The following is a 26,137-nucleotide window of genomic DNA, read 5'->3' as shown; positions in this document are numbered from 1 at the left end:
CTACGCCTTCGCCTTCGGCATCTGGCTGACCAGCGACAGATTGACGTCCAGCCCCTCGACCTGGAAGTGCGGCACGGCGTACAGCTTCACGCGGAAGAAGCCCGGGTTGTCCTCGATATCTTCCACCACCACGCTGGCATCGCGCAGCGGATGGGAGGCCTGCAGCTCGTCGCCCGGATCGGTCATTTCAGTGACCAGGCTCCGCACCCAGGTGTTCAGCTCCAGCTCCAGCAGACGCCGGTCCTTGGTGGTGCCGATATTCTCGCGCTGGATCATCTTCAGGTAGTGCGCGATGCGCGACAGCAGGAAGATATAAGGCAGACGCGCGTTGATGCGGCTGTTGGCGGTAGCGTCGGCGGTATCGTACAGCGCCGGTTTTTGCGCGGAGTTGGCCGAGAAGAAGCAGGCGTAATCGCGATTTTTGTAGTACGACAGTGGAATGAAGCCCAGGCTGGCGAATTCAAACTCCCGTGTTTCCGGGATCATCACCTCGGAAGGGATCTTCACCTGATTGCCGGTGCCCAGATCGTACAGATGGATGGGCAGATCTTTCACCGCGCCGCCGGCCTGCGGGCCGCGGATCTGCACGCACCAGCCGTTATTGACAAAGCTCTTCACCATATTGGAAGCGAAAGAGAACGCCGCGCTGGTCCAGAGATACTTTTCGTGGTCCGGCCCCTTCACCTGCTCGACATAGTTGAAGCTGCGCACCGGCACGGTGTCCGGACCATACGGCAGACGACCCAGCACGCGCGGCATCACCAGGCCGATGTAGCGGGCGTCGTCGGTTTCCCGAAACGCTTTCCAGCGAATATATTCCGCACGTTCGAAGTAGTTACCGATATCTTTGATGGCGGCGACCTCTTCCATGGTCTCTTTCAGGAAGAAAGCCGGGCCGACGGCGCCGATAAACGGCATGTGGGCGGCAGCGGAAACCCGGGAGATATTGCGCAACAGCGCCACGTCCTGCGCGCTGGCATCGAACTCATAGGCCGAGATCAGCGAGCCGATCGGCTCGCCGCCGGGGGTGTCGTACTCCGCGGTGTAGGTGTGCCAGTAAAGGCCGCTCTGAATCAGCTCCGGCGAATCCTCAAAGTCCTGACGCAGATCGTCCTTCGAGACGTCGAGGATCTCCGTTTTCACGTTCTGGCGGTAGTCGGTGTTGTCCACCAGCTGTTTGAGGCCGCGCCACAGGGATTCGACCTGCTGAAACTCCGGATGGTGCATCACTGCGTCCAGCTGGCGGCTTATCTGGAAATCCAGTTCAGCGATATGGTGGTCAATCAGCGTTTTATCGAGCTTTTCCACCCGCTGGCCGGACTGGCGGATGCGCTCCATAAACACCTGCATCGCCGCGGTCAGACGCTCCGCCGCCGGCGCCTCGGAGAGCGCGGCATCGTCCAGAAAGTCGTTGATGTCCCCGAGGCGAGCGGCCGGGGCGAGATTGATTTTTTCAAACAGCGACGCGTAAACGCCCTCGCTCGCCGTGTTTTCCTGCAGCGCGGTTTGCCCCTGAACAGGGCTGTTTTCTGTGGTAACAGACATTAGCATTTTCCCGGTTATTCCATTAACAGACTTGCCCCGCCATTATTTCGGAGCAAGCGCACTCATTTCGTCGCGTAATTCCTGTGACAGCGCCGGATCTTTCAGAATTGCCTCGAGCTCTTTTCTGAAAGTGGCGTTATCAAGCAGATTGGATTTGAGATCGCGTAATAAATTACGCATCGCCAGCATGGCGCGGAGTTGTGGAATTTGCCGGGCAATCTGCTCCGGTTCAAAATCGTTGATATCGGTAAAACGCAGCCTGACGTTCTCCTCTTCGCCATTGCCAGCCAGCGTATTCGGCACCGAGAGATTCACCTCCGGGCTAAATTCCGAAAGTACGCTGTTAAAGTTATTTTTATTGACGTTAATTTTTTCTCTTTCCGATAATGGCCGGTTTTCTTTACCGTGACTAAAATCACCAATGGTAAGTAGCTTTAATGGCAGCTCAACCTTTTTTTGCACGCCGCCGGTGTGGAGAGATAATTTGAGATTAATGCGAGCCTTAGGCACTTCATTCTGGAACGTATCAGCCATAGCAGTTCCTTTCCTCAGGGAATAATTATTGAAGAGTTGACGGTAAAAGCCAGAGGATAATAAAACAAAAACAGATTATCGATCAACTTAACAAGAAGATTTATTGAATATACTCACAAGGTGAATGATTTTATTTTTTCTTAGCGCCAGGATAAATATTTAATAAATAAATACAAAACCTAAAACAATAATCAAAATAAATTACGCACCAAAGAAAAATATAAGAATAAACATAGCGATAACAGCACCTGGAATTAAATCATCCCCTCGCAACGCAATTTATCGTCACCCGCGCGGCAAAACATTCAAGAGCAACCTTTTTCCCAGCAACTGGTTTGCGCTAACCGGTCAGCGAACGTGACGAGGAATGACCGCGGACCCAGCGATATGTTCCTCCGCAGACAGTCGTCAGTGGCTGAAGAGCCTATTTTTCTGGGCGACTGACCACAGCGCGATGGCGAAAAAAGTTGTCGTTACCAAAAAAATATGAACCCGGTTACAAGATGCGCACGCCACCGTCATCGGCCTCCTGAGGAGGTCGCATTCTGCGGATCGCCAGGCTATATCTATGACACCTTTCTCCCACAACGAGTAAAAATAATGAGCAAGAAGATCCTGATGCTGGTCGGCGATTACGCCGAAGATTACGAAACGATGGTCCCTTTTCAGGCACTGCAGATGATTGGCCACCAGGTCGATGCCGTCTGCCCGGATAAAGCCGCCGGCGACTATGTGATGACGGCGATCCATGATTTTGACGGAGCCCAGACCTACAGCGAAAAGCCGGGGCACCGCTTCACCCTGAACGCCGATTTTGCCGCGGTGAAGGCCGAGGATTACGACGCGCTACTGATCCCCGGCGGACGCGCGCCAGAGTATCTGCGTCTGAACGAACAGGTCATTAAACTGGTCCAGGCGTTCGACGCCGCGCGTAAACCTATCGCCGCCGTCTGCCACGGGCCACAGCTGCTGGCCGCCGCCGGGATTCTGCAGGGGCGGACCTGCAGCGCCTATCCGGCCTGCGCCCCGGAGGTGCGCCTGAGCGGCGGGCATTATGCCGATATCGGTATCGATCAGGCGCATGTTGACGGCAATCTGGTCACCGCCCCCGCCTGGCCGGCGCACCCGCAGTGGCTGGCGAAATTCGCCGCCCTGCTGGCGGAGTAACGCATTTTCTCTGACTAAGTGAACGGACTATCGCCGCGCTGGCGCTCTCTTTGTTACCGGCCCGGCGGTTTTCGAACGGCCGTTTCCGCTGCCGCCAAACCTGATTCAGCTCAGCGAAACGCTGGCCGGATTGTCTCCTCGCCTCAGATGCGCATTCCCCCGGAAACTTCAATGCGCTGGGCATTAACCCAGCGATGATCATCGGATAACAGCGAGGCGATCATCGGCCCGATATCCTCTGGCACCCCCGGTCGGCCAAGCGCCGTCATGTTCGCCACCGCCTGAGCGACCTGCGGGTTATCCCGCACCACCCCGCCGCTGAAATCCGTGGCGATGGCGCCCGGCGCCACGCAGTTCACCGTGATCCCGCGGCCGCCCAGCTCAAACGCCATATAACGGGTCAGGGTTTCCACCGCAGACTTCATGACTGCATAGGGCGCCCGATTCGCCATCACGATACGGGTCAGTCCGGACGAGATATTCACAATTCGCCCGCCATCGGCCAGCAGCGGCAATAATTTTTGGCTAAGGAAAAAAACACCCTTCACATGGATGCGATAAAGCGCATCGAGCTCCGCTTCGGTAGCGTTCAGAAACCCCATGCCGCTGGCATTGCCGGCATTATTGACCAGGTAATGAAACCGATCGGCCCCCAGCTCCGCCAGGGCCGCCTGAAAGGTGCTGACAAACCCGTCAAAGGTGTCGGTTTCGCCGGCGCTGAAGGGCAGCGCGATCGCCCGCGAGCCCTGGGCTTCAACCCACGCGACCACATCGGTCGCCTCGGCGAAATGCGCGTTGTAGGTCAATACCACATTCACGCCGCGCGGAGCCAGCGCTTCAACGGTCGCGCGGCCCAGGCCACGGCTGCCGCCTGTCACCAGGGCGATTTTTGCGCTATTGTTCATGTTTTCCCCTTTTATCTCTGCTGAAAACATGAGCGATTATAGGCCTCTGAATGCCGACGATAAGACCGCATGGTGCGACAGGATTGTTTTGCCAGCTGGAACAATGTCATGGATAAACTGGATACCCTGACCCTGTTCGTGCGTATCGTCGAACGGGGTTCGTTCAGCGCTGCCGCCGCGGATCTGGGTTTTTCCCGGCCGGTGGCGACCGCAGCCATTAAGGCGCTGGAGGCCAGCCTTGGGGCGCGCCTGCTGCAGCGCACCACCCGGCACGTGCAGCCGACGGCGGAGGGGTCGCTGTATTATCAGCGCTGCGTCTCCATCCTGGCGGCCCTGGAGGAGGCCAACCGCAGCGCCGGAGGGAGCATCTCCGGCACCCTTCGGGTGGACGTGGCGGGCAATCTGGCGCGAACCCTGCTGCTGCCCGCGCTACCGCAGTTTCTCGCCCGCTATCCGGCCATTACCTTGCAGATTGGCGAAAGCGAGCGCGACGTCGATCTGGTCCGCGAAGGGGTAGATTGCGTCATTCGCGGCGGCCATCTTCCCGATAGCGAGATGATTTGCCGGCCGCTCGCCATGCTGCAGGAGATCACCTGCGCCAGCCCGGCCTACCTCGCCCGGTACGGTACCCCGCATACGATTGACGAGCTGGCGGGACACGTGACGATCGGTTTTGTTTCATCGCGCACGCACCGTACCTTGCCGCTCAGTTTTACCCTGGATGGCCGCCAGACCGAGGTCAGTTTGCCCTGTCGCCTGCTGACTTCCGATGCCGACGTCGGCGCCGAAGCGGCCAGGCTGGGCTTTGGCCTGTATCAGGCACCCTTGTCCCGCCTTGAGGCCGATCTGGCATCCGGTGGGTTAACGGAGGTGCTGGCTGATTTTCGCCCTGCGCCGCTGCCGCTCTCCCTGCTCTATCCCAGCAGCCGGCAGCTCTCTGCCCGGGTACAGGTATTTATCGACTGGGTGACGGCGCTGATGAAGGCGCCCCTGGCGCAGCAGGCATCCGGAAGGCTAAAATAACGTTTGCTATTATTTGCGGCTCGTGCGTTAATCATTAAGTCGATTTACCAGACGAAAAATTATTATCGAAGCACGTGTTCTCATCTCCAGGCGTTATCCCTGATACCACCTTCCTTTGAGCAGTCCCGTTAGTATTTTGCTTTTTCTGTAAACAGGCCCTGTCAGATCCCTGTTGGCTCGTTAAAAAAGCCCTCCGTCTGACCCAATACCCGGCTTACCACTAACAAAAATCAGCCGCGTTAATTTCCCTGAAAACGACCATTGTCTTTTCAACAGAACATTACCCATACAAGGTTTACATTATGATTGAACATATCCATTTTAGATGCCCATGCTGCCATGGCTCCCAGTACAGAACGTCCCAGTTTGACGTGACGGAAAAAAATCCCTTTGGTGCGAAATGCATTTTCTGCAAATCGGCCATGATGACCTTAGATACTATTCGCCCTTATCACCTGGGCGCGCTGTCCACCGCTCAGGCACAGCCATAAGACGATGAAGCTGGTGAACGCGGGCGGGAAAATCCTCCCGGTGATTCACCTGGGGGCAACCTCTGGTCCTTCACCTGACGCACCGTCGGTGGAATGGCGAAGGCCGGCATTCGGCAACGCTTTTATCAGGGTCGTCACATTCTCCCCGGCGCGGGTTTCCACATTAAAATAGTCCACCGCGCGCAGAATGAGCCGCAAACCTCGGCCGCTTTCCGCTAACGGATCGACATCGAAGCGCTCATCGCTACGCGCCAGCGTCAGGCGCTCGGCCGGAAAGCCCTCTCCTGCATCAATAAAGCGCAGCGTCACCCGGTCCTCCGCCGCGATAAATTCGACACGAAAAACGCGTTGCCGATCCTCATGCAGCGCATAGCGAATGATATTGGTGGCCGTCTCACAGGCGGCAAGATCGAGCGCGAAGCGCCACTCCTCCCCGACGGGCAGCGGCGCCAATTGTTGAGTCAGCCACGCCGCCAGCGGTGAAAGCGAGCTGAGTTGGGCAGGAAACAGCATGACGTTATTCACGGGCGCATCACGGATTGAACTGCGCAAGGGCTGAAGTGCGATCCTCGCAAATACGAAAAATACGATCCATCCTGGTCAGGGTAAACATATTGCGGATGCCGGGGTTCAGCGCGCACAGTGTCATTTCTCCTTTACCATTCATCATTTTCATCAGGGAAACCAGCGTTCCTAAACCGCTGCTGTCGATAAAATCGATTTTACTGAAATCAACAATCAGATCGGTGCGATCTTCGCCTATCTCCTGGGCGATTGCCGCTTTAAAGGCTACCGCGACGGACGCATCCAGCCGACGCACCGCCGGCGTCAGGATCGTCACCGAGGCCTGCCGTTCGGTTTCAATTTTCATCACTGTCCCCTGTTCGTTCAATAATCAAGAGTGAAACATCATCGGCCATCGCCTGAGTCTCCTGCCCGTCGCCACTGCGCCAGCGGATCAGGTGCCGGGCAAACCCCGGCAGCAGCGCGGGCAGCGGCTGCGTCACGCTGTCCTGCAGCCACGCTTGTAAACGCGCCTCGCCAAACTGTTCACCGCTCCGATTTTCACATTCGGTGATACCGTCGCTGAACAGGCACAGCCGCTCTCCCGGCGCCAGTGAGAAACTGACATCTGCCCAGGAGAGATGGTCTATCAACCCCACCGGCGCCCCGCCGCTGCCGACCGGACGGACGGCTGCGTCCGGGCTCACGATAAAAGGCGTGGGATGCCCGGCCTGACAGAGTTTGCCCGCGCCGGTCTTCAGGTCGATGACGCCATAGATCAGGGTGAAATAGCTGACAATCTCTGTTTCGTCACTGCAAAAACGACCATTAAGGATCGCCACCACCTCGGCAGGCGACGCCGGCTGGTTGTCTGCCGTAAAAAGAAAGCGCTCAACGGCCCTGCCATGCAGAAACTGGCGGGCGACGGCGAGCGACATCATCGCCGCCCCCACGCCGTGTCCGGAGACATCCACGCAGTAAAATCCGAGCCGATCGCCCAACGGGAAGACGTTAAAAATATCCCCCGACACCCAGGCCGAGGGCAGGAAAATCCAATCGGAGAAAAATCCCTGATGACGCAGCTGATGAGCCGGGAGAACCGACTGCTGAATGCGCGCCGCCAGCTCCAGATCCTGTTCAATCTGTCGCAGCGCTTCACTCAGTCGCGCATTACGCGCGGCGAGGTCAGCCTCAAGGGAGAGGATCCGCGACCCGGCGTGCAGCCGCGCCCGCAGTTCGCTCTGCTCTACCGGTTTGCTGAGAAAATCATCGGCCCCGGCCTCAAACCCCTGCGTTAAATCGCCAGGGTCTTCGCGGGCGGTAAGCAATATCAGATAAACGTAGTGACCAAACTGGCGACGGCGAACTTCCCGGCACAGCGTCAGGCCATTCATCTCTGGCATCTCCCAGTCGCTTATCACCAGGCTGACGGGCTGGTTTTCGAGGATCGCCAGCGCGGCGACGCCGTTTTCCGCCTCACTGACGATATAGCCCCACTGCGTCAACATCCGGCTTAGCAGCCGACGATAAACCAGCGAATCTTCAACAATCAGGACGTGCTGTGCCGACATCGCGCCTCCTAAATCGGCAAGAACCAGATAAGGCTGATCGTGCCTTCACGAAACTTGCCGCTGCCGCTGTCATGCCCCGGATAGCGGGTACCGGCATAGTTGGCATACTGCACAGAGAACGATCCTGGCGTATAGCCCGCGTAGCCGAAACTGTAACTGTAGTCGCCATTCCACGGCTGCTGCTGGCTACTGTCCGGATACCAGAACGCGGTAGCGCGCACAAAAAAATGCTGCTTAAAGGTATATCCGCAGCCGCCGAGCAGCACATTTTTGTTTTTGCGGATGTCATCGCTCTCCAGATCGTAATAGCGCGGCACCCAGCTGTAGCCTACCTGGCAGATAATGGCATCGCCTTTGTTAATCAATAGCGCATGCTCCATGGACTTCGGCAGCGAAAATTTATACGCCAGGGTAATCGCCCCCTGCTCAAAATAGGTGTGACGCTTGCTGCCCGAGGTCCAGAAGTGGTTATCGCCATAGTTACTGTAAACCAGGCTGACGGTGTTGGCATGCCAGTCGTCGTAGCCAAAACTATAGCGAAAATCGGCGGTATAGCGGCTGGTATCGGTCACCGGTAAACGGGATGTCACGTTGGCGAACCAGAAGCTGTAAGGCGAGTATTGCAGACTGAGGTTCAGCGTCTGATTATATTTTTTCTTCTGTTCTGCGCTGTCTGAGCTGTTGGGGACGGTCATCCACTGCTCTTTTAAACCCGAACTAAAGCTCAGCGCTCCGGAAAACACCTTGTCATTCCCGGAAAAAAGCCGTCCCCAGCGGCTGGTAAACACGCCGGCCTGCACCGGTTCACCATTTTTATCACGCAGCGGTTGTGCGTCGTTCTTCTCTGCTCCTTCGGCACCTGCGATGGCGCACCATAGCGCGCAGGCCAGCATATATTTCTCCCGCATTTGCCCTTCCTTAGTTAGGTATCCAGCGTGCGGCGACGCGGTATTTGGCCATCAACCACAGTACGCCCAGCGCGGCGGCATGGATCAAGGTGTTCACTATCCACGCCTGGCGCCACAGATCGAAGGTGACCAGTTGGCTTACGGCGAGCACGATGTAAACATGCAAAATAAAGGTGTAGAGCGAACGCTGCCCGAGCGGGATCAGGAACCAGCCTGCCAGCCAGTTCAGGGGGCGCCAGCACCAGGTCAACAGCAGATAAATAGTGACCATCAGACTGATATCATTAAGGATCCGTACCGGCCCGAGGCCGTTTTTCGCCGCCCAGGTATGGTAAAAGGCGTTAAATTCCGCCGGTGGGATCACGTGCATCAGCAGCGCGGGCGGCATAAAAGGATTGGTATGATTCTGGGCGACAAACGCAAGGATAAGCGCGATGCACACCAGCGCCGCGACGGCGACTTTGCCGGGCGGCGTGCGGGCGAAAGAGATCAGTTCCGCTTTGTACCAGCCGCAGCACATTCCCAGCACAAAGATAAATTGCCAGGCCATCAGGGGAAAGGCGAATTCAAATTCGCAGGGCGTCACCCGTACCGACCAGCGTTGCCAGCAGCCGTAGATCAGCAGCGAGACGCCCAGTAATGGGTAGACGTGACCCTTTTGCAGCATGCCGAGAAACAGCGGGCTGAGCAATAACAAAAAAATATAGAGACCGAGGATCTGCGTCTGATGCGGGCCAATCTGCAGATAAAGGATAATGTTAAACCACGTCTCTTTTATTTGTGGGGTTAGCGGATAAAGCGACCAGCTGGTCCCGGAAAAGCGGTCGGTAAAATGAGTGACTTCATAGACATTAATATAGGGCAAATATCTCAGCAAAAGAAAAGAGACAATAATAATAATATTAACCTGATATATTTTCCAGGCGCGAAGATAAAGCCCCCAGCTCACCGTCAGTAATACTGCCTTTTGTAATCTGACACGATTTAGCATCCCTAACATGAAGCCGGACAGGATCACAAAGCCCTCGGCACCGGTGGTCAAACCAAATCGTTCCCAGCTGAAAATATTAAATAACGACATCACTTCGGTATGCGCCACCACCATCATCACGAGAGCAATACCGCGCATAAAGTCGATATGCAGGTCGCGTTCCCCGGTCAGAGAGTAACGCCAGGCCGTTGATTTATCAGTTTCTTTTTGCGAAATCGCTGAAGCAACCTGGCTCATGAGGGATCCTGTCGTCTACCCTGCAACAATTATTACAAATTATTTAGATAGTGTAGAATGCGCTATCTTGCAATGCTCATTTTATAAATTCCGCCTGCGTACATCACACTATGTTAAGTCATCCCGGTGACTATCATTTCGCGCTGTTGAAATTTTTACGCCACCATCTACACTCACTTTACTGTTATTTATAAGCCCCTGTGCGTTCTGCAGAACGCCGCCAATCAATAACAGACCATTCATTCAAACTCAGCGCGGAATCAGGATATCCTTGCTATGGATTTTTATTTTTCCCGTTTTGAACATCGTCGACCGCCTGAGCCGCTCAGCACCCCGCGCTGGGTGAGGATGATCTGGCAGGTATTAGCCGTGGCCGCCCTGGTTCTCGGCGCCAATTATATTTACTGGCGCTGGACCGCGTCTTTAAATACCGACGCCCTATGGTATGCCGTTCCGCTGGCGCTGGCGGAAACCCTGGCGTGGATTGGCACAGTCCTGTTCACCATTAATTTATGGCAGGAAAAAGATCCTCCGCCAGGCGTCCCCCCGACGGAGATTAACGACTGTCTGCGAGCGGATGAAGCGGTGGAGTCGAGGCCGATTAAAGTCGATCTGTTTATTGCCACCTACTCCGAAGATGTGGAGCTGGTCAGGCTGTCGATCCGTGACGCCATGCGGATGACCTATCCCGGTCCGCTCGACTATAAGGTGCATGTTCTTGACGACGGGCGTCGCCCGGAGATGAAGGCGGTCTGCGAGCAGGAGGGGGCGAACTATATCACCCGTCAGAGCAATATCGGCTATAAGGCCGGTAACCTGCGCAACGGGCTGGAACATACCGATGGCGACTTTCTGATCATCTGTGATGCCGATACCCGCGTTTTCCCGACCCTGCTGAGCAATACGCTCGGCTATTTTCGCGATCCGGACGTCGCCTGGGTGCAGACCCCGCAATGGTTTTTCGATCTCCCGGAAGGGGAGGATCTGGCGCGCTGGCTCCGGCGTAAAGCGGGCGGCGCAGGCTACGGCGTGGGCTGGCTGGCACAGAAAATCGTCGGTCCGGTGACCATTGGTCGCGATCCGTTTTTCAACGATCCGCGCATGTTTTACGACGTGATTTTACGGCGCCGCAACTGGGCTAATGCCGCATTCTGCTGTGGCGCCGCCTCCGTTCACCGACGGGAAGCGGTGATGCAGGCCGCGCTGCGCAGCTACGTCTGGAGCGTTGACGCCGAGATCGCGCGTCATACGCGGGATATTCGCGATCCGGCAACGCGGGAAGCGCTGCAGGAGGCCATGCGCCCCCACGTAGCCTTCGATACTGAACTGACGCCCTATAAGTTCCACGTCTCGGAAGATATTTATACCTCCATCCTGCTGCACGGCGACGCTGCCCGCCGCTGGCGCTCGGTAATGCACCCGCGGATCGAGTCGAAAATGCTCTCGCCGCAGGATATGCTGACGTGGATGATCCAGCGCTTTAAGTACGCCGCCGGTTCGCTGGATATCCTGTTCCATGACAACATTTTCAGCCGCCGCCGCTTTAAACTCTCGCTGCCGCAAACGCTGATGTACGCGACCACCTTCTGGTCCTATCTGGCCTGCGTATGGAATACCGTGTTCCTGATTTCGCCCATTATCTATCTCTTCACCGGTATTCCCCCGGTGTCGGCGTGGTCTACCCCTTTCTATCTGCACTTTTTACCCTTTTTTATTGTCTCCGAACTGGCCTTTATGTTCGGCACCTGGGGTATTTCGGCCTGGGACGGCCGGGCCTCTTACCTCTCCTTTTTCTCGATGAATCTGCGGGCGCTAAACACCGTTTTGCGCGGGGAGCAGATCAAATTTCACGTCACGCCAAAAGAGCGACAGACGGGCCGTTTTCTCTATCTCGTCAAGCCGCAAATTGCCATCGTTGTACTCACCCTGACGGGGCTGTTATGGGGCGGCATTCAGGTGGCGCGCGGGCAGGTTGACGATCCCTCCGGGTACGTCATCAACATTTTCTGGGGCGCGGTGAATATTGCCGCCATGCTGCCGCTGATCTTCGCCGCCATATGGACGCCCCCCGAAGAGCAGGAGGCAAGTCGATGAGGATCCGCGATGTCCTGCTCCCCGCCCGCAGCTACCTCACCATCCTCATTGGCTTCCTGCTGGGTTTTGCGATTGTCGTGTGGGTGGAAAAACAGATGCCCGCGCGCGTCGAGAGCAGCGGTGGGATGACGTTGAGCCAGGATTTTCCGCCGCTCCCTGCCCCGCGCGAGTTGACCTTTGACGAGGCGATCTGGGCGCGAGTGGCCTGGCAGTATTATGTGAATAATACTCAGCCAAACGGTCTGGCCAACGCACACGATGGCGAACCCTGGCTTAGCCTATGGAGCGTCGGCAGCTATCTTTTCGCCGTAGTCGCCGCAGAGCAACTGCATATTGTGACCGCCGCCGAAGGTGATGAGCGCATTGCCGCCGCTCTGTTTACGCTCGGTCAACTGCCCCTCAACGCCCAGGGATTGCCCGCCGCTCAGTACCATGCCGACACGCTGCAGATCCTCGGCAGCCCGGACTCCTCCGCCATCGGTATGGGACGCCTGCTCACCGCCCTGCAAACGCTGCTCTGGCGCTATCCTCAGCACGCCGCCGCGGTGCGGGATCTGTTTAATCAGTGGCGGGTCGGCGCGCTCATCAGCAACAGCCCCGCCAGCCAGGCCGCGGCGCCGCTGCACCACTGGGCGCTGGCGGCGGATGAACCGCGTGACAGCTTTGGCTACCGGCTGTACGCCAGCCATACGCTGCGGCTGATCGACAGCGCCGCGGGGCTGGCGGTGACCAACCCGCCGCAGGGGCAGCAGATGATCGATATCGACGGCATCATGGTGCCCGACGAGGGGCTGCGCACGCCCTGGGGTCGGCAGCCTTCGCTGATCAGCCTCCCGTACCTGCTCACCGGGCTTGAGCTGGGCTTTGACGCGCAGAGTGCGGAGATCGCCTGGCGCATCATGCACATCCAGCAGCGCCGTCATAGCCTGAGGGTCAGCAAGCCGCCGATCAGCACCGACTACGCCGAGCCCGCGCCGGATTATGCCAGCGCGCTGGCGGACCGGCAGCCGCAGAGCGCCTTCGCCCCGCGCAGCGCCGCCCCGGAGCAATCGGCGATCACCTCCACCCGCACCGCCTTTGCCTGGTACGCCCTGTTCCGTAATAGCTGGAGCGAAGCGCTGCGCCAGCAGGTCCAGACGCTGCAGGTCCCGGGCAGGGGCTGGCAGCGCGGGTTAAACCTCAACCGCAGCGTCAACGACGTTATTGACGGCGATACCAACGCGATCGTGCTGGAAAGCCTGGCCTACATTTCCCGGGGGCAGATGCTGTGTCTGGCCTGCCTGAGCCCTGCCCCTCTCCCCTCGTCCTCAGCAGGAGCAACGCCATGAAGCTGATCTATTTATCCCGTTTTCCCCTGCTGGCCGGACTCATGGCGCTGTGGCTCTCGCTCTCCGGCGCGCAGGCCGCGACCGGTCTGCCGGCTGCGGAATTCGCCCCGCGCAGCGGGGAGCTGACGCCGAGGGAGATGACTATCGCCAGAAACGCCTGGCAATATTTCGTCGCCAACTTTCAGCCCACCACCGGGCTGGTCAATGCGGTGAACAAATACCCCTCCACCACCATGTGGGACAGCGCCTCCTATCTGGCCGCGATGACCGCGGCCCGTGAGCTGGGGATTATTGATAAGGCGGAGTTCGACCGTCGGATGCTGAAGTTTCTCGCCACGCTGAATAAGCTCGATTTATTCCGTAACGAATTGCCCAACAAAGCCTATAACACCGTGAGCGGACAGAAGGTGAACTACCAGAACAAGCCGGGCGAAATCGGCTATTCGGCGCTGGATATCGGCAGAATGCTGATCTGGCTGAAGGTGATCAAGGAGCGCTATCCGGAATACAGCAACAGCATCGATAACGTGGTGCTGAGGTGGGATTTCAGCCATGTGGTCGATCCCTGCGGCACGCTGTACGGGGCGTATCTGGAAAACGGCCAGCCAAAATACGTTCAGGAAGGCCGCCTGGGCTACGAGGAGTACGGCGCGGCGGGCTTTCAGCTGTGGGGATTTAACACCTGTCAGGCCAGCCGGCCGCAGCCCTACGAGCTGGCGGAGATTTACTGCGTGCTGGTCCCCTATGATTCGCGCGACCCGCGGCAAACCAGCCAGCATAACTATGTGGTCAGTGAATCTTACGTGCTGTATGGCATGGAGTTTGGCTTTGATAATCCTGCTGACCGGAACAACAGCCCGCGCGAGTACTCCCATCCATGGATGAAAAACTTTGCCGACCGGGTCTATCAGGCCCAGGAGAATCGCTACGCCATCACCGGGATCCTCACCGCCCGCTCCGAGCATCAGCTCGATAAATCTCCGTACTTTGTCTATGACACGGTGTTCAGCGATGGTTTTAACTGGAACACCATAACCGACAAAGGCCAGTTCGTACCGAACAGCGCCGCCGTGTCGCTCAAAGCGGCGATGGGGATGTGGGTGCTGTGGAACTCGCCCTATACCGATCGTCTGCTGGACGCCATTGAAAACGCGAACGAAGCGGGTAAAGGCTATTACGAGGGGCTGTATGAGAACGGCGACGGGCCAATCAATGAATTTACCGCCAACAATAACGGCATCATGCTGGAAGCGCTGCTGTTTAAAAAAGAGGGCAAACTGCTGCAGTTTTCCAGCGACAATCCGAAAAACCGCAATTTCGCCCCGTCGCTGTGGGACAAGAAGCTGGTGGATCTCTTTGAACCGAATAACGGCCCGCGCAATCGCCCGTTCCTGAGCAACACCCCGGCCGTCAAAACATGGTGCGAGCAGACCGGGACCACGCAGCGCACCCAACCCGCCTGCCAGGCCTGCCAGTGCGCCGCCTGCAAGGCTGACGAACCCGTTAAACTTCCGCCGGTGACCGCGCAATGCTTAAAACCATAGCCCGCTGGCTGGCCGTCGCCGTCGTCCTGCTGCTTATCGCCCTGGCGCTGTTTGGTCGCGAAGGCGCGGGGTGGCGCTGGCTGACTAAAGGCGGCTGGCACACCACCGCCCGTATCAGCAGCCTGACGCCGCAGGAGCGGACGTGGGCGCAGATCGCCTGGCGGTACGTCGAGAACAATACCCAGCCGCAAACCGGCCTCGTCAACGGCAGCGACAAACAGCCCCGCGCGACGCTATGGCAGATGGGCGACACCCTTATCGCCCTGCTCGCCGCCAGAGAGCTGGGGCTGGTAAAGGAAGCGGAATTCGACGCCCGCCTGACGCCCCTGCTCGGCACCCTCAATCGACTGACGCTAACCGACGGCGGTTCGCCGGGCAGGCTATACTCCACTCAGACGGCGACCCCTGTCGACTTCAGCGGCAAACCGGCGGGGAGCGGCTGGTCAGCGAAAGATATGGCGCGACTGATGCTCGCCCTGCGGCTTACCGCCGAACGCGCGCCGCAGTATGGCGAGTACATTGATAAAATTATCCTGCGCTGGAACTTCTGTCCGGTGATCGATAAAGACGGCGAGCTGTGGTCCGCCTCACTGCAGAGCGGGCAGCGGACGATCCGCGAGGAGCTCCGGCTGGGAGACAGTGAATACGCCGCCAGCGCGTTCCGCCTGTGGGGATTTCCGGCCGGCAAGGCTCTCTCTCCCCCGGCGCGCCATGTGATTATTTATCAGCGCCGCCTCGCCGTTGACGACCGCGACCCGCGAACCACCTGGCAACCCGTGGTGCTCTCCACTCTGCCCGCCATGCTGCCGGGACTGGAGTTCGGCTGGCAGCCGCCCGGCGTGTCGGAAGAGGTACAAAAAGCCATGCGCGCCCGGGCGGAAGGGATATGGCTCAGCCAGAAAACGCGCTGGACGCAGGATAAGGTGCTCACCGCCCGGGCCGATTTTTCGCTTACCCAGGCGCCCTGGCACGTGGAAGACACCGTCTGGGGAAATGGCTACGCCTGGAATACGCTCGGGGACGACGGGAAATACTACCCCCGGCTGGCGCAGGTGACCACCAAAGCGGTCTTTATCCTGTGGACGCTGTGGGAAACCGAGTATACCGATGCGCTAATGGCGGTCACTACCCATCTTAACGACCCGCAGCGCGGCTGGTTTGAAGGTCGGGTCGAGGCCACCGGCGACGTCAACGCTACCCTCACCCTCTCCACCAACGCCATGGTGCTGGAGGCGCTGTTTTACAAACACAACGCCGGGCCGTTGTTCAAAAACGGCCTCGCGGATGACAACAGCTATTTTGCCCGCCGCGCGACGGACGAATTTAACCCGCCCCGCCGCTGCCTGCCGGGCGAACGGGTCATGAGGAGCGCACCATGAAGTTTTATCGCGATCTCTTTGAAGCCAGCCTGAATCGCGTCGTACCGGAGCACGACAAACAGCGCTTCTTCGAAGCCTTCTACACTACTTTTATCCATATGTCTGCGGAAACCGAGCAGCACTTCTCACAACGCTCCGGCGAAGAAGGCCAGCAGATGATCTTTAAAAGCTTTTTCGCCATGCTGGCGGTCAACGGCGACCTCTTTGTACCCGATTTCCTGGAACGGCTGGCGCGGGCGCAGAGCGAGGAAGGCCTGCGTCTGCCGCCGCGTTTTTTTGCCCTCTGGCGGGAAGCGATGCTCAAAACCGTCCGCGCCAGCGATCCGCTGTGCGATGAGGAGATCCTCACCGCATGGGCAATGGCCATCGCCCCTGGGCTTGAGTATCTGCGCCGCCAGGCGGAGCTGCACTATCAAACCGCTGGCCAGTAATCATGCATGCCGCTAACCGTACCGACCTCAACCTCCTGCCCTCGGCGGTGATGATCTACGATGAGCGCGAACGACTGCAGGCCTGGAATGATAAGGTGGCGCTGTTTTATCCAACGATCGCGCCCTGGCTCGCCGTCGGCGCCTCTCTTGAGAGCCTAGCGGAGAAGTTTATCGATGCCGGATATAACATCGACCCAGGCCGGCAACAGACGCTGCGCGAGGCGATAATCCGCAACTGCCGCCAGACGAACCACTGCGAGGTCCGTCAGTCGGGCAACCGCCGGATTTACGTTCAGCATCAGCGGCTGGCGGATGGCGGGATTGTCAGCCTGCATACCGACATCACCGAGCTTGACGAGGCCCGACGCTCGCGTCACCAGCTTCATGACGACTTTTTATTCACCGCGGAGTCGATCCAGATCGGCATCTGGGACTGGCAGGTCTCCGGCGACAGCCTGCAGGTCAATGACACTCTGCTGGCGATGGTCGGCCAGTCACGGGCGCAGTGGCGCTTTCCACTGCGTTTTATGCTCAATCTGGTCCACGAGGACGATCGCGCCACCCTGCAACAGGCGATGATCGCCTCGCAAAACGAGCATATGCCGGTTTTTGAATGTGAACTTCGCGTCCAGCACCCCACGCAGGGCTGGCGTTGGATGCTGCTCTCGGGGCAGATCGTCACCCTCAATATGCAGCAGCAGGCAGAGCGGGTGATCGGCACCTTGCAGGATATTACCCGGCGCAAAGCCGCAGAGCTGCTGGCCATTGAGGCGGCGAAGGAAGCCCGCGAGGCGAACGAAGCGAAAAGCGCCTTCCTCGCCAATATGAGCCACGAAATCCGCACCCCGATGAACGGCATTCTCGGCATGACGCAGCTCTGCCTCGACACGCCGCTGACCGCGGAGCAGCGGGAGTACCTTTCGCTGGTGATGAGCTCAGCCCAGTCGCTGCTGCACATTATTAACGACATTCTTGATTTCTCACGCATTGAGTCGGGCAAGATGCAGGTGGACGAAGAGCCGCTGGAGATCCGCCCCTTTGTTCAGTCGCTGATCCGCCCGCATATGCCTGCCGCCAGCGAAAAGGGCATTGAGCTGCTGGTGGATATCTCCCCAGCGGTGCCCGAGGTGCTGATCGTCGATGGCCCCCGGCTGCGGCAAATCCTGACCAACCTGTTGGGTAATGCGCTGAAGTTCACGCATCAGGGGGAGGTTCTGCTGGCGATAGCGCCGGCCGGCGACGAAAACCGCTGGCGCTTTCGCATTCGCGATACCGGCATCGGCATCGCCCCGGAGAAGCAAAAGGCGATCTTCGAGGCTTTCAGCCAGGCCGATAGCTCCACCACCCGCCGCTACGGCGGCACCGGTCTGGGGTTAACCATTTCGGCCCGCCTGGTCAGCCTGATGGGCGGCGAGCTGACGGTGGAGAGCCAGCCCGGGGCGGGCAGCGAATTTGCCTTCACCCTGCCGCTGGCAGCGCTGCACGCGGCCGCCGACAGCGCCCCGCAGGGCCATTTTAACCACCAGCGGGTGCTGGTGGTTGACGACAACAGCACCAACCTGCGCCTGCTCGACGCCATGCTTCGCCAGATGGGGCTGATGCCAAGCTGCGTGGACAACGCCGGCGAGGCGCTACGCCGGGCCGCCGAAGGGCCGCCCTGGCCGCTGATCCTGCTGGACGCGCAGATGCCGGATATGGACGGCGTATCCCTGGCGCTGGAGCTTTCCGCCCTGCCCGAGGCCCGGCAAAGCCAGATTATTATGCTCAGCTCCATGAGCCGCCATTTTGACGCCAATATGCTCAAGCGCATCGGCATTGCCCATTATCTGCATAAACCGGTGGCGCAGCGCGAACTGCATCAGGTTATCGCCGGCATTCTGGTTCCCACGCCGGTGGTGGCGACAGCGCCAGCCCCCGTTGCGGAACCGGTCAGAGAGCAGGCCGGGCTGCATATCCTGCTGGCCGAGGACAATCTGGTTAATCAGAAGGTCGCCAGACGGCTGCTGGAACAGCTTGGTCACCGCTGCGAGGTGGTGAACAACGGCCGGGAGGCGCTGGCGCGCTGGCGCGCCGACTGCTGGGATCTCCTGCTGATCGATCTGCAAATGCCGGAGATGGACGGTGAAACCGCCATCCGCCTGCTGCGCGAAGAGACGCAGGCGCTCGGCCGGGAGCACCAGCCCGCGATGGCTATGACCGCCCACGCGATGCAGGGCGATAGAGAGCGCTGTCTGGCGATGGGCTTTGACGGCTATATCGCCAAACCGGTGAGCCAGGAGGCGCTACGGGAGGCCATCGCCCGCGTCGGCGCGGCGGAAGATAGCGGTCCGGAGGAAGAGGAAGGCCTGCCGGACGAGGCCCGCCTGCTGAAACAGTGCGCCGACGATCCTGAGCTGGTCGAGGAGCTGCTGGGGCTCTTCGCTGCTGGGCTTGACGCTGCCGCCGCCGCCCTTACCCACGCCATTAACGCTAATGACCGGGAGACGTGGCGTCGCGCCGCCCACAAACTGCGCGGCGAGGCGGCCACCCTTGGCTTTCAGCGCCTTTCCGGGGTGCTCCAGCAACTGGAGAGCCAGGCAGCCTCGCCCGACCAGAGCGTGCCGGGCGACCTGCAAGACACGCTGGCCGAGGCGATCGCGGGTTGCCATCTGTGGCTGCGGCGCAGAATGCAGGAGGCTCCCCGTGATCGCTAGACGTCTTCTGCTGCTGGTGGTTTGCCTGCCGCTGGCGCACGCCGGCTCAGCGCCGGTGACCTGGTCACTGGCCGGGCAATGGCGGGTGCATGACGCCAACGACAGCGCCTTCGACGGCGCGCAGGCTTCGGACGGCGACTGGCGCACGCTGCGGGTACCGGCAAACTGGTACAGCGCCGGATACGATCATCAGGGCGCCCTGTGGTATCGCCATCAGTTTACCCTGCATGGCCTGACGCCGGACACCATGGCCACCCTGGTGTTTGACGGCGTCGATTACTTTGCCGAGGTGGCGCTCAACGGCAAGACGCTGGCCCGGCACGAAGGGTATTTTCAGCGCTTCCCGGTGGACATCAGCGGGGTCGTTCGCCGCCATAATCAGCTCGCCGTGCGGGTCGACAGCCCCTATGAAGACCCGCAAACGATCTGGCCGCTGCACAAGACGCTGATGAAAGGGATCCTGAACCAGCACGATACCCGCCCGGGCGGCGCCTGGTCGGTTCAGGGGCAGGATGCCAACTCCGGGGGGATCTGGGCGCCGGTTAAGCTCCATCTGAGCCGCGGCGTCACCCTCGACGAGGTGATCCTGCGTCCGGACTGGCGACAGGGGCTGGAGCACCCCATTCTGCGTGCCGAAATCCGCTATCGCGCCGTGACCCCCGGCCCCGTCACGCTGCGCCTGACGGCCACCCCGGACAATTTTTCCGGCCCGCGTTTTCAACAGGCCTTCGCGGTCACCCTGGAGAACACCGCAGGCGTCCTGCGCGTCTCGCTGCCCATGCCCTCAGCAAAGCTCTGGTGGCCCGTGGGTGCTGGCAAACCTAACCTCTACCGGGTGCGCGCCACCCTCGCGGATAACCGGGGGATCATGGATACCGCCGTCACCCGCACCGGATTACGTAAGGTGGAAGCGCTGGCGGACAATCAGGGCTGGCGCATCAATGACAAACGGCTGTTCATCAAGGGCAGCAACTATATTGGCTCGCCGTGGCTGAGCACCATGACGCGGAAAAAATATCGCCGGGATTTCAGGCTAGTCACGGCCATGAACGCCAACGCCATCCGCGTTCATGGCCACGTGGCGGGCCGTGCGCTGTATGAGGTGGCCGATGAGATGGGGCTGATGATCTGGCAGGATGTTCCGCTGCAGTGGGGTTATGATGACAGCGTCGCCTTTTCCGATAACGCGGTGCGCCAGACCCGGGCGATGATGGACCAGTTCGGTAATTCGCCGGCGATTATTGTCTGGGGCGGTCACAACGAGCCGCCGTGGAACTCGCCGTGGATGGAGAAACGCTTCCCCGACTGGCGTAAAACCTTAAACCAGACCCTGACGCAGCGGGTGGGCGATGCGCTGGCGGAAGATACCTCCCGCATCGTGCATCGCTTTTCCGCTGTTGAAGAGCACTACTGGGCGGGCTGGTATTTCGGCACCCTGCGCGACCTGCTCGCCCCGGCGAAAACCGGGATTATTACCGAGTTTGGCGCTCAGGCGCTGCCCCGCCTCTCCACCCTGAAGACCATTATCCCGGCCCGTCTGCTGTGGCCGAAAACCACAGCCGCCGACGACCCCGGCTGGGTGCGATGGAAGTACCATAATTTTCAGCCTTTCCAGACCTTTAAATTTGCCGGTATTCCACGAGGCAACACTATTCAGGAGATGATTGAAAACACCCAGGCGTATCAGGCCAGGCTGGTGGCGCTGGCAGCGGAGAGCTATCGCCGCCAGCGTTATCAGCCGGTGACCGCCCTGTTCCACTTTATGTTTGTCGAGACATGGCCCTCCATCAACTGGGGGGTGGTGGATTATCTGCGCCAGCCGAAGGCGGGTTACTATGCCCTGCAGCGCGCCTATCAGCCGATCCTGCCATCCATCGAGCCGGTGACCGCCAGCTGGCGTCAGGGCAGCCCGGCGACGGTGCGCCTGTGGGCGATTAACGATACCTGGACGACCTGCGAGGATTGTCGCCTGACCTGGCAGGTCAGGCAAAATGGCCAGATGCTCGCTCAGGGGGAAACCACCCGGACCCTGCCACCGGACGCCGCCCAGATGATCAGGGAGCTGACCGTCACCCCCGCCGGCCCGCAGCCCGTGACGGTCGACTACCGCATCGCCAACCGTCGCGGCACACGCGTGGGCGCTAACCAGCATACCGAACCCGTCGCCGCGGCGCAGGCAGCTAAATGAAGCAGGCTTCACGCTGAGCCACGATCAGTCGTGGATTTTCACCCCCAGACAGCCGCGAACGAATTCAGGGTTAAAGTGTTTCACTGCTTCGCCAACGTAACCTAAATCCAGATCGCTAATTTGCGCCATTTCGCGCGCGGTGAGCGAGAAATCCCAGATGGCAAAGTTCTCTTCAATACGCTCCTGGCGGGTGGATTTAGGAATGACCGTGACGCCTCGCTGCACGTTCCAGCGCAGGACCACCTGAGCAACGGTTTTTTGGTGGGCATCGGCAATCTCCTGCAGCATGGCCTCTTCATACGGATTATGTCTGCCACCGCCTAACGGCGCCCAGGCTTCCGGCTGAACGTGATAGTGCTTCATGGTTTCCAGCGCCGCGGGCTGGGCGAAATAAGGATGCAGTTCGACCTGATTCACCATCGGCCTGATTCTGACGGTTTCGCAGAAGTTAGCTAACACATGGGCATAGAAATTGGACACGCCGATCGCTTTCAGGGTACCGGCTTCATAAGCCTCCTCCAGCGCGCGCCAGGCGCTGAAATAATCGCCCATCGCCTGATGCAACAGATATAGATCGAAGTATTCCAGCCCGGATTTTTTTATGGACGCGGCAATCCCGGCTTTCGCCATTCCGGCGTTGGCCATGTCCTGAACCCACAGTTTGGAGGTAATAAACAGCGCCTCGCGGGTACACAGACCTTCGGCGATGGCTTCGCGAACGGCCTCCCCCACCGCATCTTCATTATCGTAGACGGCGGCGGTATCGATGAGGCGGTAGCCGGTGCGAATGGCGTTCAGCACCGACCGCTTACACTCTGCTTTATCGGTTACCTTAAAAACGCCAAAACCCAGCATCGGCATTTTACGGTTGTTACTTAATACGCAATATTCCATGGTCAGCCCTCATCTTGTTTAACCATCATGGTAGGCCATAAACGTCGCCGTGATTACCCTGTCATTTGTGATCTGACTTATGCATCCAGCTCATTAATAGGCGTGCGCTGAGATGAGCTGATTTTGGCAGAGAGCAGAAAAGTCGCCCATGCCGCCGCCAGCAGTAACAGACCGCTCAGTGCAAAATTGCTGCGCCATCCCAGACTATCAAACATCAGGCCGCCTGCCGTTGACCCGAGGGCAATCGATAGCTGGATCACGGCGACCATCAGACCACCGCCCGCCTCCGCATCCTCGGGCAGCGTCCGCGCAATCCATGTCCACCAGCCGGTGGGCGCGGCCGTCGCCAGCAGGCCCCACAGGCTTAACAGTACGGCGACTGATCCCGTGTGGTGTCCGGCCAGCAGAAGCGTTCCGGCAATCGCGGCCATGACCAAAGGGATAGCCACCAGCGTCGGATAAAACCGGGCGTTCAGCGCGCTCGAAATAAGCAGCGTGCCGACGAAACCGGCGGTACCCATCGCCAGCAATATCAGGGACAGACCAGAGGAACTGACTCGGGTCACGGTCTCCAGAAACGGTCGCACATAGGTAAATAAGGTAAACTGCCCCATAAAAAACAGCCCGCAGGCCAGCAATCCAAGGAATACCGTCGAGCGGCGGAACAGACCCAGCACGGTTCCCTGCGGCTGTGGTGCGCGCTGGCTTTTCATCGACGGCAGACTAACGCATTGCCAGACGAAAGCCACCATCGCCAGCGGGACGAGACATAAAAAGGCGCCGCGCCAGCCGACGGTGGCCCCCAGGTAGCTGCCCAGCGGCGCTGCCACAACGGTGGCCAGCGCGTTGCCGCCGTTAAAGATGGCCAATGCGCGGGGGACCTGGCGTTGCGGCACCAGGCGAATGGCCGTTGCCGCCGACATAGACCAGAAACCGCCGATGACGATCCCAATGAGCGCCCTGCCCAGCATATAAACTGGATAGAAGGACGCCAGGGCAATCATCATTCCCGAGACCGCCATCAGCGCCGTGAGCGCTAACAGAAGGTATTTACGATCCCATGCTCCCGCAAGGCGAGAAATGGTCAGGCTGGTCAGCACCGCCAGCGCGCCTGAAATGGCAATGCCCTGACCGGCTAATCCTTCGGTGACGCCTAAATCGCCAGCGATGGGCGTTAACAGGCTGACCGGCATAAATTCTGAGGCAATGAGTACAAATACGCAGAGCGTCATCGCCAGGACGCCGCTCCAGTGTGCCCGGGTGTTACTTAATGCAGACATTATTTAGCTCCGACCATACAAAGCCGCCCGCAGGCGCGTGGCGGCATTGGGGATGTCTCCGGCACCGGAGATCTATTTCAGGTTGGTTTTAAAGAACTGCTCAAACTGACTAAAGGGAATTTTGCCTGCGGCGTTGTCATAAAGATCGACATGGTTTGCGCCAGGGACAATCACCAGTTCTTTCTTGTTGCTGCCAATAGCCTTATAGGCATCTTCGGCAAAATAGCGAGAATGGGCTTTTTCGCCAGTCACGATAAGCGTCGGAATAGTCACTTCGCCGGCATAATTCAGCAGCGGCATATTCATAAACGACAGCGGCATCGTCGCATTCCATGCCCCGGTTGAATTAACCGAACGCGGATGGAAACCACGCGGCATACGGTAATAATCGAAGAACTCTTTCAGGACCGGGTTGGGATTGGCGGGCAAGGTTTCCGGCAAAATACGATCGGCAGCGCTGACGTTGCCTTTATCATCAACATAAATGTCATGCCCGCCGGGGGCGAAAGTGCCGTTTGCCGCATCCTTCCAGCGCTGCGCGTTCAGGTACTGCAGTACCGCTCGGCGGTCGGCGGTCGTGTAGCGGTCTTTGCCATCGCCGACTCCATGCCCCATCGCGCGGCTCATGTCATACATGACGCTGGTCGCCACCGCTTTGACGCGCGTATCCATCGCCGCGTCGTTTAAGGCCATACCGCCCCATCCGCAAATGCCGAGCAAACCGATACGGTGGCGATCCACCTCTTTTTGCAGGCCCAGAAAGTCCACCGCGGCACTGAAATCCTCGGTATTGATGTCCGGCGAGGCCACATTACGTGGGTAGCCACCGCTTTCACCCGTATAGGATGGGTCAAACGCCAGGGTGACAAACCCCTGCTCGGCCAACGTCTGGGCATACAGGCCGCTGGATTGCTCTTTTACCGCGCCGAAAGGACCGCTAACGGCAATGGCGGCCAGTTTGCGGTCGCCGCGATCCTTCGGCAAGTAGAGGTCTCCTGCTAAGGTAATCCCGTAGCGGTTGTGGAAGGTCACCTTACGATGATCCACTTTCACGCTCTCAGGAAATGTTTTGTCCCATTTTTCAATCAAAGAGACAGGCGTATTCGGGTTAGTCGTATCAGCATAACTCATCGTTGTGACTCCACTTAGTGAGGCGCAAAGCAGCATGGCAGGTATCGCGGCTGTCAGTTTTTTGGTGAAAACCGTCATCAAAGTCCCCTAAATAAACGTGATCAATGCAAATCTCCAGTAGACAACGCTGCTGCGCTTTGTTGTCGTGGGCTTAGTGTAGCCAGCAGTAATAGTGCTGATTAGTGGGTGAAAAATGCTAAGATTAATACCATATTGTTCTAAATGGCATGCGGATTACGAGGCGGTAGAATGGCGAAACGAGAAAACTATAATGACCTTTATCTGTTTATGCAGGTGGTGCGGGAAGGCAGTTTTACCGCCGCAGCGCAACGACTCGGCCTGGCGCAGTCCGGGATCAGCCGTGCGGTTCGTGAACTTGAAGAGCGCCTGGGCGTTCAGCTTCTGATGCGCACCACCCGCCGTTTGTCGCTCACTCAGGCGGGTGAGCAGCTCTATCACAATGTCGAATCTGGTTTCGACGCCTTAGATATGGGACTCGCCACGCTGGCCCACTATCGTCAAACGCCATCCGGTACGGTACGCATCAATGCCAGCCAGCATGCCATTGATAAAGTCCTGCTGCCGAAGCTGGCAGTATTTAAACAACGCTATCCCGATATCAGACTGGAACTGATCAGCGAAAGCCGTTTTGTCGATATTATTGCGGAGCGATTCGATGCGGGCGTACGTCTGGGCCCGGAAGTCGGAAGCGGCATGATTGCGGTACGCATTTCGCACGATATGGAGATGGCGGTGGTGGGTACACCGGAACATTTTCGACGCTACGGCTTTCCACAAACGCCCGCCGATTTAGTCGTCCACCCCTGCATCGCTTATCAGTTTGGCGACGGCAGCCTTTACGCCTGGGAACTTCACGTGGATGGCAAAAAAATCACTCATCCGCCGCAGGGACAGTGGGCTTTCGCCGATAGCTATATGGAAGCCAAAGCGGCCAGGCTCGGTCTGGGGCTGGCCTATGTCCCGGAAGAACTGATTACCGACGATCTAGCGCAGGGCACGCTTATACGGGTGCTCCAGCGTTATAGCCAGCGTCTGGAAGGTTCATTTCTCTATTACCCGCACCGCAATGTGTCGCCCGCGCTGAGAGCGGTCATTGAGACATTGCGAATGTAGCAGAGGATGCCTGCGCGTAGCAGGTATCGATTGGCGGAGGGGGCTGAGCTCAGAGCTTTCGCTTAATTCCGAACTATGCAAATTGTCATGCAAGGCGGAAATGATCTTATATCAGTATTAATTTTGCGACTTGCCTATTTGATTATAAAGTTATAATACAGCACC

Annotated in this window: 22 protein-coding genes; 11 read left to right on the top strand and 11 right to left on the bottom strand. The window is 58.6% G+C overall.

Annotated elements, in window-relative coordinates:
* Together tssC and tssB are read right to left on the bottom strand one after the other, a co-directional pair.
* The gene (tssC, locus tag AC6CWS_RS16480) at nucleotides 1-1,545 is read right to left on the bottom strand and encodes a type VI secretion system contractile sheath large subunit (RefSeq protein WP_080901669.1); all 1,545 of its coding nucleotides are present in this window, start codon (nucleotides 1,543-1,545) and stop codon (nucleotides 1-3) included.
* A 42-nt stretch (nucleotides 1,546-1,587) separates the two neighbouring features.
* Nucleotides 1,588-2,079 (bottom strand): type VI secretion system contractile sheath small subunit, encoded by a 492-nt coding sequence (gene tssB, locus AC6CWS_RS16475; protein WP_023289388.1) that lies wholly within the window; start codon nucleotides 2,077-2,079, stop codon nucleotides 1,588-1,590.
* A 600-nt stretch (nucleotides 2,080-2,679) separates the two neighbouring features.
* Here tssB and AC6CWS_RS16470 point away from each other — a divergent pair.
* Nucleotides 2,680-3,246 carry a DJ-1/PfpI family protein gene (locus AC6CWS_RS16470; RefSeq protein WP_023289387.1) on the top strand — a complete coding sequence of 189 codons (567 nt, stop codon included), beginning with the start codon at nucleotides 2,680-2,682 and terminating at the stop codon, nucleotides 3,244-3,246.
* Between the two features lie 143 nt (nucleotides 3,247-3,389).
* On the opposite strand, the gene AC6CWS_RS16465 is transcribed toward AC6CWS_RS16470, so the two are convergent.
* Nucleotides 3,390-4,151, bottom strand: coding sequence for an SDR family NAD(P)-dependent oxidoreductase (locus AC6CWS_RS16465; protein WP_065883034.1), 762 nt, complete (start codon nucleotides 4,149-4,151; stop codon nucleotides 3,390-3,392).
* 108 nt (nucleotides 4,152-4,259) lie between these two features.
* Between AC6CWS_RS16465 and AC6CWS_RS16460 the strand changes: the two genes are divergently transcribed.
* Complete coding sequence (locus tag AC6CWS_RS16460) at nucleotides 4,260-5,174, top strand: LysR family transcriptional regulator (RefSeq protein ID WP_032452581.1); 915 nt, start codon at nucleotides 4,260-4,262, stop codon at nucleotides 5,172-5,174.
* A gap of 302 nt (nucleotides 5,175-5,476) precedes the next feature.
* On the top strand, nucleotides 5,477-5,665 hold the full coding sequence (gene ymcF, locus AC6CWS_RS16455) for a cold shock small protein YmcF (protein ID WP_023289384.1): 189 nt from the start codon (nucleotides 5,477-5,479) through the stop codon (nucleotides 5,663-5,665).
* 45 nt (nucleotides 5,666-5,710) lie between these two features.
* Here the strand turns inward: ymcF and AC6CWS_RS16450 are convergent, their stop codons facing one another.
* The 5 genes from AC6CWS_RS16450 to opgC are packed head-to-tail and all read right to left on the bottom strand — an operon-like array spanning nucleotide 5,711 to nucleotide 9,876.
* Nucleotides 5,711-6,178, bottom strand: coding sequence for an ATP-binding protein (locus AC6CWS_RS16450; RefSeq protein ID WP_074442657.1), 468 nt, complete (start codon nucleotides 6,176-6,178; stop codon nucleotides 5,711-5,713).
* A 19-nt stretch (nucleotides 6,179-6,197) separates the two neighbouring features.
* Nucleotides 6,198-6,536, bottom strand: a complete 339-nt coding sequence (locus AC6CWS_RS16445) for an STAS domain-containing protein (protein WP_023289382.1) — start codon at nucleotides 6,534-6,536, stop codon at nucleotides 6,198-6,200.
* Nucleotides 6,526-7,740, bottom strand: a complete 1,215-nt coding sequence (locus AC6CWS_RS16440; RefSeq protein ID WP_048334817.1) for a PP2C family protein-serine/threonine phosphatase — start codon at nucleotides 7,738-7,740, stop codon at nucleotides 6,526-6,528. The genes AC6CWS_RS16445 and AC6CWS_RS16440 overlap by 11 nt, the downstream gene beginning before the upstream one ends.
* 8 nt (nucleotides 7,741-7,748) lie before the next feature.
* The gene (locus AC6CWS_RS16435) at nucleotides 7,749-8,648 is read right to left on the bottom strand and encodes a hypothetical protein (RefSeq protein ID WP_065883033.1); all 900 of its coding nucleotides are present in this window, start codon (nucleotides 8,646-8,648) and stop codon (nucleotides 7,749-7,751) included.
* Between the two features lie 10 nt (nucleotides 8,649-8,658).
* Entirely contained in the window at nucleotides 8,659-9,876 is a 1,218-nt protein-coding gene (opgC, locus tag AC6CWS_RS16430; RefSeq protein ID WP_498256419.1) for an OpgC domain-containing protein, read from the bottom strand.
* A 276-nt stretch (nucleotides 9,877-10,152) separates the two neighbouring features.
* Between opgC and AC6CWS_RS16425 the strand changes: the two genes are divergently transcribed.
* Genes AC6CWS_RS16425 through AC6CWS_RS16395 form a run of 7 tightly spaced genes read left to right on the top strand, consistent with a single transcriptional unit; the run spans nucleotide 10,153 to nucleotide 21,533 of the window.
* Complete coding sequence (locus AC6CWS_RS16425) at nucleotides 10,153-11,970, top strand: glycosyltransferase family 2 protein (protein ID WP_023289378.1); 1,818 nt, start codon at nucleotides 10,153-10,155, stop codon at nucleotides 11,968-11,970.
* Nucleotides 11,967-13,298 carry a DUF3131 domain-containing protein gene (locus tag AC6CWS_RS16420; protein ID WP_065883031.1) on the top strand — a complete coding sequence of 444 codons (1,332 nt, stop codon included), beginning with the start codon at nucleotides 11,967-11,969 and terminating at the stop codon, nucleotides 13,296-13,298. Before AC6CWS_RS16425 ends, AC6CWS_RS16420 begins: the two co-directional genes overlap by 4 nt.
* Nucleotides 13,295-14,842 carry a DUF3131 domain-containing protein gene (locus AC6CWS_RS16415; protein ID WP_065883030.1) on the top strand — a complete coding sequence of 516 codons (1,548 nt, stop codon included), beginning with the start codon at nucleotides 13,295-13,297 and terminating at the stop codon, nucleotides 14,840-14,842. The genes AC6CWS_RS16420 and AC6CWS_RS16415 overlap by 4 nt, the downstream gene beginning before the upstream one ends.
* Nucleotides 14,827-16,221 (top strand): DUF3131 domain-containing protein, encoded by a 1,395-nt coding sequence (locus AC6CWS_RS16410; protein WP_065883029.1) that lies wholly within the window; start codon nucleotides 14,827-14,829, stop codon nucleotides 16,219-16,221. Before AC6CWS_RS16415 ends, AC6CWS_RS16410 begins: the two co-directional genes overlap by 16 nt.
* Nucleotides 16,218-16,652, top strand: coding sequence for a globin family protein (locus AC6CWS_RS16405; RefSeq protein WP_023289374.1), 435 nt, complete (start codon nucleotides 16,218-16,220; stop codon nucleotides 16,650-16,652). Before AC6CWS_RS16410 ends, AC6CWS_RS16405 begins: the two co-directional genes overlap by 4 nt.
* Nucleotides 16,653-16,654: 2 nt before the next feature.
* Nucleotides 16,655-19,345 (top strand): hybrid sensor histidine kinase/response regulator, encoded by a 2,691-nt coding sequence (locus AC6CWS_RS16400; protein WP_065883028.1) that lies wholly within the window; start codon nucleotides 16,655-16,657, stop codon nucleotides 19,343-19,345.
* Entirely contained in the window at nucleotides 19,335-21,533 is a 2,199-nt protein-coding gene (locus AC6CWS_RS16395; RefSeq protein WP_065883027.1) for a glycoside hydrolase family 2 protein, read from the top strand. The genes AC6CWS_RS16400 and AC6CWS_RS16395 overlap by 11 nt, the downstream gene beginning before the upstream one ends.
* A 24-nt stretch (nucleotides 21,534-21,557) precedes the next feature.
* Here the strand turns inward: AC6CWS_RS16395 and AC6CWS_RS16390 are convergent, their stop codons facing one another.
* The 3 genes from AC6CWS_RS16390 to AC6CWS_RS16380 all read right to left on the bottom strand — a co-directional run bounded on the left by AC6CWS_RS16390 (nucleotide 21,558) and on the right by AC6CWS_RS16380 (nucleotide 24,916).
* Nucleotides 21,558-22,427, bottom strand: coding sequence for an aldo/keto reductase (locus tag AC6CWS_RS16390; RefSeq protein ID WP_065883026.1), 870 nt, complete (start codon nucleotides 22,425-22,427; stop codon nucleotides 21,558-21,560).
* Between the two features lie 77 nt (nucleotides 22,428-22,504).
* Nucleotides 22,505-23,707 (bottom strand): MFS transporter, encoded by a 1,203-nt coding sequence (locus AC6CWS_RS16385; RefSeq protein ID WP_065883025.1) that lies wholly within the window; start codon nucleotides 23,705-23,707, stop codon nucleotides 22,505-22,507.
* A 72-nt stretch (nucleotides 23,708-23,779) separates the two neighbouring features.
* Nucleotides 23,780-24,916 carry an alpha/beta hydrolase gene (locus AC6CWS_RS16380; protein ID WP_065883024.1) on the bottom strand — a complete coding sequence of 379 codons (1,137 nt, stop codon included), beginning with the start codon at nucleotides 24,914-24,916 and terminating at the stop codon, nucleotides 23,780-23,782.
* Between the two features lie 171 nt (nucleotides 24,917-25,087).
* Between AC6CWS_RS16380 and AC6CWS_RS16375 the strand changes: the two genes are divergently transcribed.
* Nucleotides 25,088-25,972, top strand: coding sequence for a LysR family transcriptional regulator (locus AC6CWS_RS16375; protein ID WP_065883023.1), 885 nt, complete (start codon nucleotides 25,088-25,090; stop codon nucleotides 25,970-25,972).
* Nucleotides 25,973-26,137 lie beyond the last annotated feature (165 nt).

Source organism: Klebsiella sp. M041, assembly GCF_059759695.1.
Note: the sequence above shows the minus strand (reverse complement) of the source record. Positions and strands in the feature narration are given on the sequence as shown.

Bases quoted from the DNA above. Each gene is read 5' to 3' on its own strand.
- AC6CWS_RS16405 (WP_023289374.1), top strand. From the start codon at position 16,218: ATGAAGTTTTATCGCGATCTCTTTGAAGCCAGCCTGAATCGCGTCGTA.
- AC6CWS_RS16380 (WP_065883024.1), bottom strand. From the start codon at position 24,916: ATGACGGTTTTCACCAAAAAACTGACAGCCGCGATACCTGCCATGCTG.
- AC6CWS_RS16415 (WP_065883030.1), top strand. From the start codon at position 13,295: ATGAAGCTGATCTATTTATCCCGTTTTCCCCTGCTGGCCGGACTCATG.
- AC6CWS_RS16435 (WP_065883033.1), bottom strand. From the start codon at position 8,648: ATGCGGGAGAAATATATGCTGGCCTGCGCGCTATGGTGCGCCATCGCA.
- AC6CWS_RS16400 (WP_065883028.1), top strand. From the start codon at position 16,655: ATGCATGCCGCTAACCGTACCGACCTCAACCTCCTGCCCTCGGCGGTG.
- AC6CWS_RS16375 (WP_065883023.1), top strand. From the start codon at position 25,088: ATGGCGAAACGAGAAAACTATAATGACCTTTATCTGTTTATGCAGGTG.
- AC6CWS_RS16425 (WP_023289378.1), top strand. From the start codon at position 10,153: ATGGATTTTTATTTTTCCCGTTTTGAACATCGTCGACCGCCTGAGCCG.
- tssC (WP_080901669.1), bottom strand. From the start codon at position 1,545: ATGTCTGTTACCACAGAAAACAGCCCTGTTCAGGGGCAAACCGCGCTG.
- AC6CWS_RS16420 (WP_065883031.1), top strand. From the start codon at position 11,967: ATGAGGATCCGCGATGTCCTGCTCCCCGCCCGCAGCTACCTCACCATC.
- AC6CWS_RS16390 (WP_065883026.1), bottom strand. From the start codon at position 22,427: ATGGAATATTGCGTATTAAGTAACAACCGTAAAATGCCGATGCTGGGT.
- AC6CWS_RS16450 (WP_074442657.1), bottom strand. From the start codon at position 6,178: ATGCTGTTTCCTGCCCAACTCAGCTCGCTTTCACCGCTGGCGGCGTGG.
- AC6CWS_RS16465 (WP_065883034.1), bottom strand. From the start codon at position 4,151: ATGAACAATAGCGCAAAAATCGCCCTGGTGACAGGCGGCAGCCGTGGC.
- tssB (WP_023289388.1), bottom strand. From the start codon at position 2,079: ATGGCTGATACGTTCCAGAATGAAGTGCCTAAGGCTCGCATTAATCTC.
- AC6CWS_RS16460 (WP_032452581.1), top strand. From the start codon at position 4,260: ATGGATAAACTGGATACCCTGACCCTGTTCGTGCGTATCGTCGAACGG.
- AC6CWS_RS16445 (WP_023289382.1), bottom strand. From the start codon at position 6,536: ATGAAAATTGAAACCGAACGGCAGGCCTCGGTGACGATCCTGACGCCG.
- AC6CWS_RS16385 (WP_065883025.1), bottom strand. From the start codon at position 23,707: ATGTCTGCATTAAGTAACACCCGGGCACACTGGAGCGGCGTCCTGGCG.
- AC6CWS_RS16440 (WP_048334817.1), bottom strand. From the start codon at position 7,740: ATGTCGGCACAGCACGTCCTGATTGTTGAAGATTCGCTGGTTTATCGT.
- opgC (WP_498256419.1), bottom strand. From the start codon at position 9,876: ATGAGCCAGGTTGCTTCAGCGATTTCGCAAAAAGAAACTGATAAATCA.
- ymcF (WP_023289384.1), top strand. From the start codon at position 5,477: ATGATTGAACATATCCATTTTAGATGCCCATGCTGCCATGGCTCCCAG.
- AC6CWS_RS16470 (WP_023289387.1), top strand. From the start codon at position 2,680: ATGAGCAAGAAGATCCTGATGCTGGTCGGCGATTACGCCGAAGATTAC.
- AC6CWS_RS16410 (WP_065883029.1), top strand. From the start codon at position 14,827: ATGCTTAAAACCATAGCCCGCTGGCTGGCCGTCGCCGTCGTCCTGCTG.